The following is a 15620-nucleotide window of genomic DNA, read 5'->3' as shown; positions in this document are numbered from 1 at the left end:
TTCATCAACTTATGCAATCGGCTCTTTCTCTAGTTTCTCATCTATTTCGGGTACGCCGGTGGTGGCTGCTAGCCCTGCTATGGCTACCAATGGTGGGGTACGGGCAACCCATTCAATGGGCAAACCGGGTCGTGGCGGTTACCTCAGAAGGCAAGGGAGACGGCGGTGGCCGGCAGATGAAAGCATCGCAGGCCCTAGGCCCCCCAAGCGTACTGCAACCGATAAAACTTAATCCCTGTGCCTGGGCTCCAGCCACTACCGACGGAAACACCGAAGAGTGGATTACCGTAGAGATGGCCCGGCCACAACCCATTCGTCAGGTCTTGATCGCCGAGTCCGGTGCGGTTGGGGCCATTGTTCGGGTGATCATTATCGACAGCAAGCAGGGAGAGCACGTTATTTTCTCCGAGAAACAGGCCGCCATCCGGGCAACCGACAAACCGATCGACCCCATGCTGCGCGTTATTCTGGGCGACAGTTCATTGGTTGGCCAGCGCGTGAAGGTGGTGATCAACCCAGGCCGGGTGAAAGGGCTGAACCAGATCGATGCTATCGGAATTACCTCGGCCGATAAACCGGTGGTTATGAGCGTGCCCTTAGCCCCAAACATTCCAAAAGCAGGTGAACGAGAAAACCTTGGTCAGGCCGTCAACTCAACCGGTCAGGATGTAGCGCCAGTCATTGCTCCTGATGGCAAGACCATTTACTTTACCAGAACGCATAAAGACAATATCGGTAACACCAAATTACCAGAGAAAGATAGAACGCAAGACGTATGGTATGCCACACAGACTACCGACCGGACTTGGGGCGAAGCAAAAAACCTGGGTGCACCGATTAATACCACGGGCAACAATGCCATCAGTAGTATCTCACCCGACGGCAAAACGATCTACCTTCTAAACATTTACAATCCAGACGGAACTCAGGATTTCGGTGTATCGAAATCCACGTTTTCGAAAGGAGGATGGTCTTTTCCTCGCGAGTGCAAAATTGCGAACCACTATAACGAGTACCAGAAAGACCCGGAGGAGGAAAAAGAAGGCAATAACAAAGAGAAAAAGGCGAAAAGTTACAGTAAAATGGAGTTCACTGTTTCGCCCGGGGGAACAGCTATGGTATTAGCTATTCGACGAAAAGATACAGAGGGCGATCGCGATTTGTATGTTTCATTCCGCCAACCCGATTTTACCTGGAGCGAACCTATATCAATGGGAGCTACTGTGAACACAGCGGCCGAAGAATGCGCGCCGTTTATTGCTCTCGATGATAAAACAATATACTTCACCTCGGAAGGACATCCAGGATTTGGCGATGGTGACATCTTCGTTAGTCACCGCCTAGACGATACCTGGACAAAGTGGTCTGTACCCGAAAATCTTGGTCCAGTTATAAATACCCCGTCGTGGGATGGTTATTTTACAATTCCAGCATCGGGCGACTACGCCTACCTGAGCTCACGAGCTAATTCGTTGGGCGATGACGATATTTTCCGTCTGCTCCTCCCCCCTTCCATGCGTCCGGAGCCTGTTGCCATCATTTCGGGACAAGTACTTGACGCCATCAGTAAAAAACCGGTTTCGACGGAGGTGGTTTCGGGGCTACTCGAAAATGACAAAGACTTCAGCAAAGTAGAATACGACCCCGAAACGGGTGAGTACAAGATGGTGCTGCCCACGAAAAAAGCCTATCGGCTGTCGGCCCGCAAAGATGGGTACTTTCCCATGACCGAAACGATTGACCTCAGTAAAGACAAACGCTTCCGGGATATTCGGCGTAACCTCTACGTGATGCCCGTTCAACCGGGGGCTAAAGTTGTCTTACGGGGCGTACTCTTTAAGCAAAGCGAAGCCGAGTTGTTACCGGGTTCTGAAGATGAACTGGATCAGCTCACCGGTCTGCTGACCCAATACCCGAACATGACAATTCTGGTTGAGGGGCATACCGATAACCAAGGTGAATGGAACCTGAATATGAAGCTGGCCGAAGACCGGGTTCAGCGGGTAAAGAAATACCTGGCAACCAAAGGAATTCCGGAGGCCCGCATTCAAACGAAGGCCTGGGGACCAAGCAAACCCATTGCCAGCAACGAATCGGAGGAGAAGCGAAAACTTAACCGGCGGGTAGAATTCACCATCCTGACTTTGTAAGTTAGAGGGGGCTTGGCTTACTTTGTAGCCATCCCCCGATCGCCTGCGGGCTAATCTCACCCATGAATTTTCGCCAAACCGGCTCTGATTTTGCTTCCCGAAATGCCCTGCTCGTCCTCTCGTTGATTTTGTTGGTGGCAGTCGGTTTACGTCTCTATAAACTAGACGCTCACGGCATTTTCCTCGACGAAAAGTTTACCCTGGTGTGTACGCAGGGCGTTGTGCAGGAAGGCTCCAATCAGAAAGACGTCTTTTTTACCCCCGGTAAAACCTACTTCACTCCCGCCGAATTCTGGAAGCCAAAAACGCTGTCTGACTACAACGAGGCCATTATTCGCAGCGACATCAGCAACAGCCCGGCCTATACGGGTCTGCTAGCGCTCTGGATCGAGGTGTTTGGCATCGGCGACTATGCCATTCGGTTTTTGTCGGTTCTCTTTAGTCTGGGCGTTGTGCTGTTAACGTACCTGCTGGCCGTTCGTTATACAGGTTCTGAGCGAGTGGGGTTATTCAGCGCCGCCCTGGCCGCTACCGAGCCTTTCTTTGTAGCCTATGCTCACGTTGCCCGAAGCTACAGCATGACCATCCTCGTGTCGCTGCTCTCAACGTACCTGTTCCTGTTGATCCTGGAACGGCGTAGCGCGGGAAAACACCCCTGGGGACTGTACATTGGCTATGGCGTCACCTATGCATTTACTATTCTGGGACATAGCCTGGGGGCTACCGTATTTGTCGCCCATGGCCTTTACTTACTCTTCTACGTACGCGACATAAAGACCTATGTCGCGCTGGGCACCACCTGGCTGATCGCAACGGCTACGTTGTTGGTTCCCTGGTTTACGATTGGTGGTGGCCGCTACATCTTTATGACGATGGCGTATCAGGCCCAGTTTTACCGGAACCTCGCCTATACCAACCCAACGGGCAATAGCTTCGGCTACATGTTGCCCGGCACATTACCCAATGTGCTGAAGATGGCTCTGCCCGTTTTTGCCGATCTGTTTTGGCTTACCAACGGCCTAACGCTCGATGCACTGGGTCGACGCAATACAATCATGGGGCTTGTTGCGGGTCTGCTGGCGTTAGCGATTGTATGGCGTTACAGACGGGCTGTGGTCGCACCGGTTTGGGTGCCGGCTGCCGTGTGCCTTCTGCTGGGCGGCGTAATGCTGGTAGCTACCATCAAAACAGGCCAACAGGTTGTACTGGCCGCCGTGCCGCTATTCGGGTACGTCCTTTACGAAGCAATCAACTACTACCGCCAACCCGACCAACGCCGTTTTGTGGTGTTGATGGCTATGTTGCTCATCACCCCGTTGCTGTTTCTGCTACTGATGGCCCTGAAAAACGATCACACGTATGGCATTACCCAACGCTACACCAGTTTTTCGTTTCCGTACGCCCTTATTTTGCTGGGTATGTTGTTGGACCAATTGTTCCGGATGCCCCGCTTCCTGCTGGGTGCGTTAGGTGCTATTGTCCTCATCCAGGGCTATTACATTCTGTCGCTCAATAAACGGATTCTGGATGACCAGGCCCCTAAGTACACGCAATTCGGTAACCCCCGCGTCAAAAACCCATACATGACCGCAGCCGCGTCTATCAAGCAGCAGTATGCAGTCGGTGATACAGTGCTTTACCCGGCTATCCGCCTTCAGCCCGCCGATGAGATTGAGAAAACGTATTGGCCATTCTCGATTAAAGATGCCCAGATGACCAACCTCTACCTCCCCCGCGACGCGACATACTACCAGCGAATGGACACGACTCAGCAGGATCGCATTTGGCTGGTGAAGGGGAAAACCGGGGAACGGGTGCTTATCTTTGATTTTAAAGGTCAAACGTACCGGTATTAAGGCCACGAGTCATATGTCGTTTACCCAGAGCCATACCCCCCAGCAACCAGCTCATACGCGCCTGTCCACACCTAGCAGTTCTACTGAATGGGTTGGCTGGGTGTACGCAGTGCTGTTCACCGTTGGGCCCATCGCGGTCCTCATCTGGGCCTGGACGACTATGGCCGTCAACGTACCCAAGTGGGATGATCATGCGCTCAAAGCGTTTCTAATTGCGCTCGAACAAGAGACAGCGCCTCTAGGCTGGTTCAGGCAGGTGGTTAAACAACATAACGAACACCGTATTGCTTATGACCGATTGCTGACCTGGGCCGATTATACGCTGTTTGGCAAGCTGAGTTTTAAGCGGCTGATGGTCTATGGAGACCTAAGCCTCCTCGCGCTGGTCGCCCTATTTGGCCTGTTTTTGAGACGCTACAGCAAGCAGTGGTATTTATTTCTGCCACCCGTAGCGCTGTTTATCATCACACTGGCGCAGTGGGAAAACCTCTACTGGGCCCTGTCATCTATCCAGAATTTCTCAATCGTTGTCTGGTCACTGACTTGTTTGTATGTCTTGACGCACCAGCCTAAAATCGGGTGGGCAATTGGTCTGGCCATAGTGGCTACACTCGTCAGTGGCAATGGGTTTTTAGTCTGGCCAATCGGGTTTGTCCTGCTACTCGCACAGCGCCGGTTTTCCCTGTTACTCCCCTGGGGGATTGCCGCCCTGATCCTTATCGCCGTGTACTTTGGTGACTATGTGCAACCCACCACCCACCCGGCAACAAGGGGAAGTATTCTTGAGCTGGTGGGCGGCTGTCTGGCCTTTTTAGGTGCCGCCGTTGAGGCCTTGCCAATCACTAATCCGTACGGTCTCAGCATGCTGCTTGGTGGTGTTCTGCTGCTGTATTGGGCTTTCATTTTCAGTCGCTCACTGACAGCTTTTAGAACAAAAACCAGTTGGACACCCTTACAGGCATTTGGTCTGGGGGCCGTTGCATTCATGGTCGGCACGGCCTTCGTTGTGGTGTGGGGCCGGTTTGGCTACGGCCGCGACACATTGCTCACAAGCCGATACAGGATTTACTCCCTAACACTGTTAGCTTTAACATATTCCTACTGGCTATCAGCTTATTATATAAAACGGCCGGTTTCCTTAAAAATGGCGTGGACCGCTGCCCTGATTGGCCTTTTTGGTAGTGGTATCCTATGGTGGAGTGCCTTTCGACTCAATACACACGAGAGCATCGCTCTCCGTAAAATGCTGCTGACCGGTCAGTACAACTGGACTTACACAACTACTACACCCGTCTCGACAATCGATGCCACAACCCGTCGGCTGATCGATAATGCACCGGCTTTTTATGATGCGTCACTGGCGCGCTTTTTTACAGCCGTTCAGGGCGTACCCTTTCCTATCGATTCGCTTTACAAAACAGAGCAGTCGTACCGGATCAGGCTTGGCGACGATGTACTGGCGAAAGGCCTTGTGCCCTCCCTGACTCAGCCCGATGCAGGGCTACACGTGGTACTTCGCTCGGCCAAACGTACCTACCTGTTTGCCGCCCTACCGGCACCGCGCCGCCATTGGCGCGTACTGCTTAATTTGCTTCCACTCTACCCGGAGAACCAGCCAATCGAGGTTGTGATTCCAACAAATGAAATCGATGCGGGTACGTATCAGGTCGCTGTGGTCCTCTATAGCGCAGCGCAGCCGCAGGGCGTTATCAGACCAACCAACCAGCTGCTTACGGCGGCTCCTCACCAACTTGTAACTGGCCCAGCCAAAAACTGGTAGATCAGCAAACGTTATGACCCCTACTCAAAAACCAGCGACCCGTGCTGCTCTTGGCCACCTCACCCAATTAGATGGTGTCCGGTTCCTTGCCGTAGCTCTTGTTCTGGTTGATCACTGGACCGCTGAACGACTACCGGCCGCCATAACTTTTCCACTTGGCTCATTAGGCGTAACCATCTTTTTTGTTCTAAGTGGTTTTCTCATTTCGCGTATCTTACTGGCCGGGAAAGACAAGCTGCCCGAGCCCAAAACAAACTCCCTGGGGGGCTACCTTAAGACGTTCTATATCCGGCGGACTCTACGGATTTTCCCGATCTACTACCTTACCCTGTTTCTCCTGTATCTGCTGAACGAGCCACCTGTTCGCCGGACCATCGGGTGGCTCGCGCTCTACGCCAGCAACATCTACATTGCCAAATACGCCACCTGGATGGGTACCGTTGACCACCTCTGGTCACTGGCCGTTGAAGAACAGGTCTATTTATTTATGCCTCTGCTGCTGTTTCTGATTCCCCGCTCGTGGGTGATGCCAACGGCACTGCTTATGCTGGTAGGTAGCATCGCCCTCCGATACGGTTTACTACTACATGGCAAACCGTGGTTTATTGGGTACGTCTCCATGCCTACCTGTCTCGATTCGTTTGGTTTGGGTTTGGCAATGGCCTGGCTCTGGTTGTATCACAAAGAGCGATTCGAATCGTTGTTCAACTCATCGGTAGGCTTGCTGGGCAGCATTGCCTTGTTTGCACTGGTCGTATGGGCATCTAAGTCCTATGCGGCCGCCCATCCACAGGTAGATCACACCTTCAACGTGTATACGCATGTGTGGGAACGGCTAACCGCCTCGCTTATTGGTTTCTTCCTGATCGGTAAAGCCATTATTGGCTTTAAGGGGCCGATGAAAACGGTTTTGGAACACCCAGCCAGCCAATATCTGGGGCAGATCAGCTACGGATTGTACTTGTATCATAACTTTATCTACAATGCCTATCATACCCCACCTACTCATATTGTATTGCGGACATGGGGGAAAATTACCAGTTGGGTTCCGGTCTTCGGCAGTTCGTTTGCTTTCCAGTTCGTCTATATTTTAGCGCTTACCATCGGCCTGGCATCTGTATCCTGGTACCTGATTGAAAAGCCAGTTAACAAGTTAAAAGACCGCTTTGCCTATTAATATGGGGCCACTCCCTAACCGAGTAGGCCAGTGAGAAGACCGGGTCGAACAAATACCTATCTTTGTGTAGTTATCTATCAAGAGACCCTTATACGCTGTTTCCATCATTCAGCCCCCATTGACCAACTAAATTACATGAGCGTATTGTTATCGATTGTCATGCCGGCCTACAACGAGGAAGCCTGTATTGAAGACGTTGTAAATCTGTGGACAAGCTTATTAGACCAGCAGTTCCCAACGGAAACCACCCGGCTGATCGTCGTAAATGATGGCTCAAAGGATAAAACCGGCGCTATACTAGACCGGATAAAACCGAACTATCCTAAACTGATTGTCGTCCATCAGCCAAACGGGGGGCATGGAAACGCGGTGGTCAATGCGTATCGGCAGTCAGTGGCTATTGATTCCGAGTACGTATTTCAAACGGACAGCGATGACCAGTTTGTTACCGATGACTTCATGAAGCTATGGGCCAAACGCCATGAGTCGCCTTTCATTTTGGGTTGCCGCGAAGTACGCTACGATGCTTTTGCCCGCCTTGTTATCACCCGGATTCTACGGCTAAGCATTTTCCTCATTTACGGTACGTATATAAAGGACAGTAACATTCCGTTCCGGCTTATTCAAGGCAGTTACCTAAAGCGACTACTTGCCCAACTGCCGACCCCAACGCCCTTTGCCCCCAATATCTTTCTGGCCGTGATGGCTCGTAAAGCTGGCAACAACCTCTTCAATATCCCGATTACGCATAAAGAACGGCTTACAGGTACGGTATCCATTCTAAAATGGAAACTGCTGAAAGTCTGTATGCAAAGCTTTAAAGAATTAGCTCAGTTCCGCCTCGATCTGAGCGATAAAGTAGCGGCCCTGCGTAAGCCTGAGCCCGTTTTACACTAAGTCACTACAACGACTTTTCCGTTGTCGATTCGTTTTATTTATTCTCTCAAATGCACACTAAATACGTAATAATCGGCTCTGGACCTACGGGTTTGGGTGCCGCTTACAGACTCAACGAATTGGGCGTCACTGATTTTGTCGTCCTGGAAAAAGAAAATCGGATCGGAGGCCTATCAAAAAGCTTCGTCGATGAAAAAGGCTTTACCTGGGACGTGGGCGGCCACGTGCAGTTTTCGCACTACAAATATTTCGACGATCTAATGCTGAAGGCGTTAGGCGAAGATGGCTGGCTTAAACACCAGCGTGAATCGTGGGTATGGATCGAAAACCGGTTCGTGCCGTATCCGTTTCAGAACAACATCAAGTACCTGACGACCGATACCATGTGGAAATGCCTCGAAGGGATTATCCACGTGTATAAGAATCCGACGAATAATAAGCCGAAAAACTTCCGCGAGTGGATTCTGCAAACGTTTGGTCCCGGTTTGGCCGAAACGTTCATGTTCCCCTATAACTTCAAAGTTTGGGCGTATCCAACGGAAGAGATGAACGCCGTTTGGGTTGGTGAACGCGTTGCCGTAACCGATCTGGGCCGGGTCACCAAAAACATCTTGTTCGATCAGGACGATTTCTCATGGGGTCCCAACAGTACGTTCCAGTTCCCCAAACACGGTGGTACGGGCGGTATCTGGGAATCAGTGGGTAACCTGGTTGGTCGCGACAAGATCAAACTCAACGCTACAGTAGAAAAGGTCGTAGGTCCGGAGAAGAAGATTGTTCTGGCCAGCGGCGAGACAATCACGTATGATCACCTACTCAGTACGGTACCGCTCGACATCTTCACCCGTAAAGTTGAAGGTCTTGATGCACAGATCGTTGAGACAGCTCAGGGGCTGAAACACTCATCGACCAATGTGGTGGGTATTGGGCTGAAAGGCAAGCCAAAGAAAAGCCTGGAGACCATGTGCTGGATGTACTTCCCGGAATCAAATAGCCCGTATTACCGGGTGACGGTTTTCTCGAATTACAGTCCAAACAACGTACCCGACGCCGAGCAGTACTGGTCACTGATGACCGAAACGAGCGAATCGTCGGCTAAGCCGGTAAACCGCGAAACCCTGATTGCCGATACGATCCAGGCCCTCATCGAAGATCAGTTGATCGAGTCGGCCGACGATGTAGTATCTACGTTCCACAAGGCTTTCGACTACGGTTACCCAACGCCTTCAGTTGAGCGCGACGGCATTCTGAAAGCCGTTCTGCCCGCTCTGGAGCCGTTTGGCATTAAATCACGTGGTCGGTTCGGTGCCTGGAAATATGAGGTTAGTAACCAGGATCACTCCCTGATGCAGGGTGTTGAATGGGCTAACCGGGTTGTTACCGACGTACCTGAATTGACGCTCTTCTTCCCAGAAACGGCTAACGCCATGTGGGGTAAATAACTATTTTTCAGGTGGTTGGCTACCTCGTGTAGCCAACCACCTTTTATGACTAACCCTGCGCAATGAAACGACCCGTCTGGTGGCTCCTTGGTAGCGCCGTGCTGGCGTTGCTGGGCTGGTTTGGTTATCAGTATTGGGCCGACAGTCAGCAATCCATTGCCCGCTACGTGCCAGCCGATGCGCTGCTGATTATTGAAAGCCGTGAACTCCAACGCGGTGCGGTTCCCTTGACGAACACGGCTCCACAGGGCTTATCGATTCGTCAGCTCCCCCTTTTCGCAACCGCTGCCAACCGGCTTCAACGAATTGTTGGTACCAGCCTCGATTCGAGCGGTGCCGCCCGGTTTCTACATCGAAAACTGATTCGGTACTCCCTGCACCCGGTCACCCGTGATGTGCTTGATTTCGTTTTTTACGTACCTGTCAACAACGATCAGCAACTTCTCGAGCAGCTTCAGCAACCTGATCCGAACCGGTTTCGGGTGTTAAGCCGTCAGTATGAGGGGCAGACGATCTACAACCTGCGCGATCTGACCAATCAATCGTACGGTTTTTTTCTCCTGTATCATAACTGCCTGATTGGTAGTGCGTCGGGGGTTCTGGCTGAAAACGTGGCCCGGCACCTACAGAAGACCATACCTGGCAAAGGCATTACCTTTCCCGATGCGCCAGACGATCTGGCTACGCTATTTGTTGACACCGAAACGTTAGACCAATTGGTGGCTACCGAAGCCTCGGCGGGGTCGCTGTTGCGCGTATTCTTGCCCCAGACCATGACGCTGCAATTCAGACGCTCCGCCTCGCCAACGCATTGGCTGGGTTTTGCCTCTGATGCAGTGGGCAACCGACAGGCTATTGCTGATCTGTTTACGGGTCAGACCCCCCATCGAATTCGCAGTGGTAATCTTATACCATCACGCGTAGCTACCCTCTATCACGTCGGACTATCTGACAGCCCTTCGTTCGGCAAGTCAATGGCCCGGCTCATGAAAGACACGGAAAATGAAGGGCTTCGCGAACGCATCGAACGGTCCGAAAACCTGCTACCCGATTTCTACGCGGCCCTGGCTGGCGATCTGCTGCTGTGTCGGTCCGAAGCCAGTAATGAGGCAACGAATCAAATCCTGTTACTCGAAGCCACCGACGTCAGAGCCCTGAGCCAGAGTATCCAAAAGATTGCTTACCGCCTAGGGGCCAGTCGGGCCGGGACGCCACGTACGTTCCTCGGCCATCAACTGTTACCACTGTCGATCAGTGAATTACCTGCTACTTTATTATCTAATCTCTTTACCGGCTTTCCTCAAACCTGGATTACGCAACACGACAGGTACGTTGTACTGGCCAACTCAGAAGCCGCACTTCAAACGTACCTGACTCAGCTGACCAGCAAAGCGGTCTGGAGTAACGATGCCAAACTTGCTCAACTTCTCAACCAGACCTTACGACCAGCCCATCTTACCACCTTTACACAACTCAATCGATCAGGACTGTCAGTAACACGGCGCTGGCCAACCACCTGGCAATCGTTACTCGGTGAATTTCCGTTTGGTCAGGTTGAAAATCTGGCCTATCAGGCAGCTTATGGAAAGGATCATATTTTGTCGACTATTGTTCTAGGGCGCACCACACGACAGGCTGACACCACAGTGCTCAACAAGCTTCTCCTACGCAAACGAATACCATTCAATGCCAGTCTGATTGCCTCGCCTGTTGTTATTGGCCGGTTGTCGGACCCATCGGCGCAGATTTGGGCGCAGAACTCGGCACAGCAGTTTGTTCTGCTGACTACCGACAAAGACAAGATTGTTCAGGACACAACCGACGGCCCAATTCGAAGTAATGTGATTGGCGTCGACTGGCGTAATAACGGCCGGTTGCAGTACCTCTTCATGACCGATCGTTCACTCTACGTGGCCGATTTAGGCAACCGAACCGTACAACTTCAGCGGATCAAACGGCCACCAGGCCTAGAATCGGCGCTGATTACCCGTTTCAGCGGTAGCAGTAAGCTACCAGACATAGCGGCATTGATCGCGCATAAAGACGGGTCGATCTATGGGCTAGATCGTCGGCAGCAACTGCTCATCCCTTTGTTCAGGAGCCGTAAGCCCTCGCCCCTGCTGTTGCCTTTCCAGGTGATCAATCAAGGGCAAACCGCTGCTGTCCTGGGTTTGCAGACTAACAAATTCCTAAATCGATGGACAGATCAGGGCGGTAAAGAAGGCTTGCTACAAACGCCCCGTTTTCCGGCACTTCTTGATTTACAAGGCGATAGTACAAAGTTCGCGGGTCCGGCCTTGTGGCTGCCCGCAGAAGATCGCATTGCTACTATCACCACCGACGGTGAATTACTTTCATTAAAAGCGAACGGGTTGATTGCCGCCCGCAAGCAACTGTATCGACCGTTGCGGGGTGGTCAGTTCCGGCTGTTTCCTGATACCGAACAGACAGGATATGTGCTGCTCCGGTCTACAGACACCGACGTAGCGGTGCTCGACGCCCTGGGGAACCGCCAGTTTGAGCTGCGTAATCTACGGCCCGAAGAAACCCACCTGCAATACCACCGACTAGGTAACGGCGTAGAGATTTTGGCCGTGAAATCCGGTAATTTTACGACGCTATACACCTTGAAGGGACAGCGTATTGGTGACCGGCCTATTCCCAGTCTGTTCCCGGTTACGCTACAGTATGATGCCCAAATGAACGAGTTGTACATTGTGAGCAGTATCCAAAAAGCCGTCCAGTTATTCACGATTCGACTTCGATGAAGGTTGCCAAGTACACCATTTTACTGCTTATTTCCCTGCTATGGATTGGGGGCTGTTCACAGCCAGTAATGCACCTGCTGTATCAGGTACAGGTTATCGCCGATGACTATAAATACGGTGATTTGTACCGCCTGTCTAATCTGCCCCAATTTAAAGACCCCGTTTCCCCCTGCCCGCCCAGAAACGTACCGCACGATTCGACCCGTACTCACCTCTATGTAATTGGCGACAGCTTTACGGAACCGGAACGATTGAGCAAGCAGGATTTTCCTGTTTCTTATTTCCGGCGGGTGAAGTGGGAAAAGCAACAATCAATTCAGTTAGATTCATCGGCTCGCAATATTCTATTGATCGAGTCAGTTGAACGGCATTTTCGGGAACACGCTGCCGCGGGCTCATCGAGTCCTATACAGAACTTTATTGTCGTTATTGATTCAACTAAAACGATCAGTCCAGAATTATCTCAACCGACATTAGGTAAGCAGCTTGTCGACTTGATTCATGCCGATGGAATTGAAGAACGCCTTGAAACAATTCTGTTTAGTCAGCCCTTCTTCCTCTGGTTCAGGGAATTAAAAGCGGCTGTTACGCTAGCCTGGTTTAACCGAGTCAGTCCGAACGTAGCTCTTTCGCAGGACGGGACACAGTTGTTTATCGCCCTTGATACCGATTCGACCAAACGGCTGAACGCAGGAACAGCTACCCTGACAAATGCTGAAGTCGCGTCGCTGGTGCGGACTGTCAATGAGGCAGCAACCCGCTATAAGTCAGCCGGTTTTGATGATGTGATCCTTGCCATCATTCCAAATAAGGCCACCATTCTCGAACCGACACGACAGCCATATAACCACCTCATCGAGCGGGTACAAACGCACCCAGCCCTGAACGTACCTGTAGTCGATGTACTCACCCCCTATCGGCAGCAGCGGCAATCTGTATACGCCCTCGGCGATTCGCACTGGAACTGCACAGGCCGGTCCATCTGGCTCGAGGCCGTTACAGATCGACTTAAAAGAAAGTCATTATAAATTGTTACCCATCTGTTCCAGCGTCAGTGAATAGCGGTGTATCATGCTATTCCCGATTGGGTACCGCTTCAGTGCTTTCTCAGATTGCTTAAATAAAGCGTGTGCTTTTTGAGCGTCGGCAGTCGTAGCATAGAGCCTGGTCCAGGTCGCGGTTGAATCAAATTTAATAATGACCCGGGTACCACCTCTGAAATAGCGAATAGGCATACTGATGGCCGCTGGCTTGAACCGATTAAATTGATTCGTATAAATGGTCTTGAAGAAGAGCGAGTAGAAGTATAGGCTATTCTTGACCCGCTCCCGAATTTGCGCGTCTGTTTCTGGTCGAGTTGGGTTAGTGAATACAGCCTTGGCCAACGACGTAAACCGCATATCATCCACGCTAAAATTCAACCGGTAGGCCTTTTGTTGAAACTTAACTACTTGACCGTTAATAAGTTTATCGGTAACCATAGACAATGATTGTCGACCTGACCTAACTACATAATAGTCGTCAGCACCGAGGATCAAGTCACCAGCGGCCAACTTGTATTTTCCTTTGGTAAATTGCCCATTCCGCAACCACATGTAGCTGCTGTCTGGCGAAAAAAAGTAAAAACTATACGCCAGCTCTCTGGCGTATGCTTCCCGTGCCGAGTCGTCAGATACAGAAAGTGCCGGCCTCCCCCCTATTTGCCGTATGGTTGTCAGTAGGTACGTGCCGGTTAGTTGCTCTGCTGTTATCGTAGCTGACTCCTGACGGTCTGACACGTGCTGGCAAGCAATCAGCCATGCCATTAGGCAGCCTACGCTTAGTTGTAGCATAAGCCTGCGCGGCGCAGAACGAGTTGACAGGTTGGTTTGTAACAAGACGGTCGGCAGAAAGGATAGATTTATCAATGAACCGAGCAGTGTGCTACCACTACGTAGTCGAATGATGAGTCAATTTACAACCCGGCAATTGCTCAAAAAAATAGCCCGCACGTTGAATCCAACACGCGGGCTATTAATCAGTAAAGTAAATATAAAGACACTAAGCTGTCGCCAGCATCGATACGGCTTTGGCCTCCAGCATACTTTCACCCATCAGGTACGTATCAGCAGCGCGGGCCGCTTCACGCCCTTCCGAAATAGCCCACACGACTAATGATTGACCGCGGCGCATATCGCCCGCAGCAAATACATTGGGATTCGAAACTGTCTGGTAATTCAGCGTTTTAACGTTACCCCGTTCATCACGTTCCAGATTCAGGTCAGACAGCAAACCCTCATGCTGTGGGTGCAGAAATCCTGCGGCCAATAAAGCCAGGTCACAGGGTACATCACGCTCAGTGCCGGGTTGCTCAACCATCTGCATCCGGCCATTTTCATTTTTCCACTCCAGATTCACCAGGCGCAATGCCTTCAGGTTCCCATTTTCATCACCAATAAACGCCTTGGTGTTGATCGACCAGTGCCGCTCGCAGCCTTCTTCATGGCTGGTGCTGGTGCGCAACATCATGGGCCAGTGTGGCCAAGGTGTACTATCAGCACGCTCTTTAGGTGGCATGGGCATTAGTTCAATCTGCGTGACACTGATTGCTCCATGCCGGTTCGACGTACCTACACAGTCAGATCCGGTGTCGCCGCCACCAATCACAACGACATGTTTGCCCGTGGCCAGCAACTCCCCATTGCCGTAGGGAACGCCCCGGTGGTCAACCGCAACATCACGGCCGGCAACCCGCTTGTTCTGCTGGCTCAGGAATTCCATGGCAGGGTACACACCGGTCAACTCACGGCCCGGAATGGGCAGATCGCGTGGCACGGTGGAACCACCCGTGAGCATAACCAGGTCAAAGTCAGCGAGTAAGTCTTTCGCTTTAATATCCACGCCAACGTTCACACCAGGCCGGAAAGTGATTCCTTCCGCTTCCATCACAGCCAAACGGCGATCAATCGTCCATTTTTCCAGCTTGAAGTCAGGAATGCCGTAGCGTAACAAGCCCCCAATCTGATCAGCCCTTTCGAAGACAGTGACTGTATGGCCAGCCTTATTTAACTGAGCAGCCGCCGCCAGACCAGCCGGACCAGAACCAACAACAGCCACGGTCTTACCCGTCCGCTTCAATGGGGGGGTTGATTTCACAAACCCTTTGGCGAAGGCCACCTCTGCAATCGACTTCTCAACAAATTCAATGGCAACGGGCGGTTTATTGATACCCAGTACGCAGGCCGACTCGCAGGGTGCCGGACAGATACGTCCGGTAAACTCAGGAAAATTGTTGGTCGACGATAGGATCTCCCAGGCGTATTCCCAGTTCTGTTCGTAAACCGCATCGTTGAATTCCGGAATGATATTGCCTAGCGGGCAACCGCTGTGGCAAAATGGCGTACCACAGTCCATACAACGAGCGGCCTGCTTTTGGCTATCAGACTCCGAAAAAGGCTGTTCAATTTCCCTGTAATCATGCAACCGCGTTGACACGTCACGCTTCTTTGGCAACTCGCGGGTAAATTCTAAAAATCCGGTAGGTTTTCCCATTTTACAAGGAGTGAATGTA

At 51.6% G+C, this 15620-nt stretch carries 10 protein-coding genes; 8 read left to right on the top strand and 2 right to left on the bottom strand.

Features of this window, described 5'->3' with window-relative positions; translation table 11 throughout:
- The first annotated feature begins 11 nt into the window (after positions 1 to 11).
- The 8 genes from F7231_RS19800 (at position 12) to F7231_RS19765 (ending at position 13098) form a co-directional block, all read left to right on the top strand.
- A complete protein-coding gene (locus F7231_RS19800; RefSeq protein ID WP_166693264.1) occupies positions 12 to 2150 on the top strand; it encodes an OmpA family protein in 2139 nt (712 codons plus the stop codon).
- A 62-nt stretch (positions 2151 to 2212) separates the two neighbouring features.
- Positions 2213 to 4006 (top strand): glycosyltransferase family 39 protein, encoded by a 1794-nt coding sequence (locus F7231_RS19795; protein ID WP_166693263.1) that lies wholly within the window; start codon positions 2213 to 2215, stop codon positions 4004 to 4006.
- Between the two features lie 13 nt (positions 4007 to 4019).
- On the top strand, positions 4020 to 5786 hold the full coding sequence (locus tag F7231_RS19790; protein WP_166693262.1) for a hypothetical protein: 1767 nt from the start codon (positions 4020 to 4022) through the stop codon (positions 5784 to 5786).
- Between the two features lie 13 nt (positions 5787 to 5799).
- Positions 5800 to 6963 carry an acyltransferase family protein gene (locus F7231_RS19785; RefSeq protein WP_166693261.1) on the top strand — a complete coding sequence of 388 codons (1164 nt, stop codon included), beginning with the start codon at positions 5800 to 5802 and terminating at the stop codon, positions 6961 to 6963.
- 135 nt (positions 6964 to 7098) lie between these two features.
- Positions 7099 to 7860: a glycosyltransferase family 2 protein gene (locus tag F7231_RS19780; RefSeq protein WP_085413917.1), complete on the top strand. Its 762-nt coding sequence runs from the start codon at positions 7099 to 7101 to the stop codon at positions 7858 to 7860.
- 50 nt (positions 7861 to 7910) lie between these two features.
- Complete coding sequence (locus F7231_RS19775; protein WP_085413918.1) at positions 7911 to 9302, top strand: protoporphyrinogen/coproporphyrinogen oxidase; 1392 nt, start codon at positions 7911 to 7913, stop codon at positions 9300 to 9302.
- A gap of 62 nt (positions 9303 to 9364) precedes the next feature.
- Positions 9365 to 12070, top strand: a complete 2706-nt coding sequence (locus tag F7231_RS19770; RefSeq protein ID WP_166693260.1) for a hypothetical protein — start codon at positions 9365 to 9367, stop codon at positions 12068 to 12070.
- Complete coding sequence (locus tag F7231_RS19765) at positions 12067 to 13098, top strand: alginate O-acetyltransferase AlgX-related protein (RefSeq protein ID WP_166693259.1); 1032 nt, start codon at positions 12067 to 12069, stop codon at positions 13096 to 13098. The genes F7231_RS19770 and F7231_RS19765 overlap by 4 nt, the downstream gene beginning before the upstream one ends.
- On the opposite strand, the gene F7231_RS19760 is transcribed toward F7231_RS19765, so the two are convergent.
- Complete coding sequence (locus F7231_RS19760) at positions 13093 to 13875, bottom strand: hypothetical protein (protein ID WP_166693258.1); 783 nt, start codon at positions 13873 to 13875, stop codon at positions 13093 to 13095. The genes F7231_RS19765 and F7231_RS19760 overlap by 6 nt on opposite strands.
- Positions 13876 to 14110: 235 nt before the next feature.
- The gene (locus F7231_RS19755) at positions 14111 to 15601 is read right to left on the bottom strand and encodes a glutamate synthase subunit beta (RefSeq protein WP_166693257.1); all 1491 of its coding nucleotides are present in this window, start codon (positions 15599 to 15601) and stop codon (positions 14111 to 14113) included.
- Positions 15602 to 15620: the final 19 nt, after the last annotated feature.

The organism is Fibrivirga algicola (genome assembly GCF_011742925.1).
Taxonomy (GTDB): Bacteria; Bacteroidota; Bacteroidia; order Cytophagales; family Spirosomataceae; genus Fibrella; species Fibrella algicola.
Note: the sequence above shows the minus strand (reverse complement) of the source record. Positions and strands in the feature narration are given on the sequence as shown.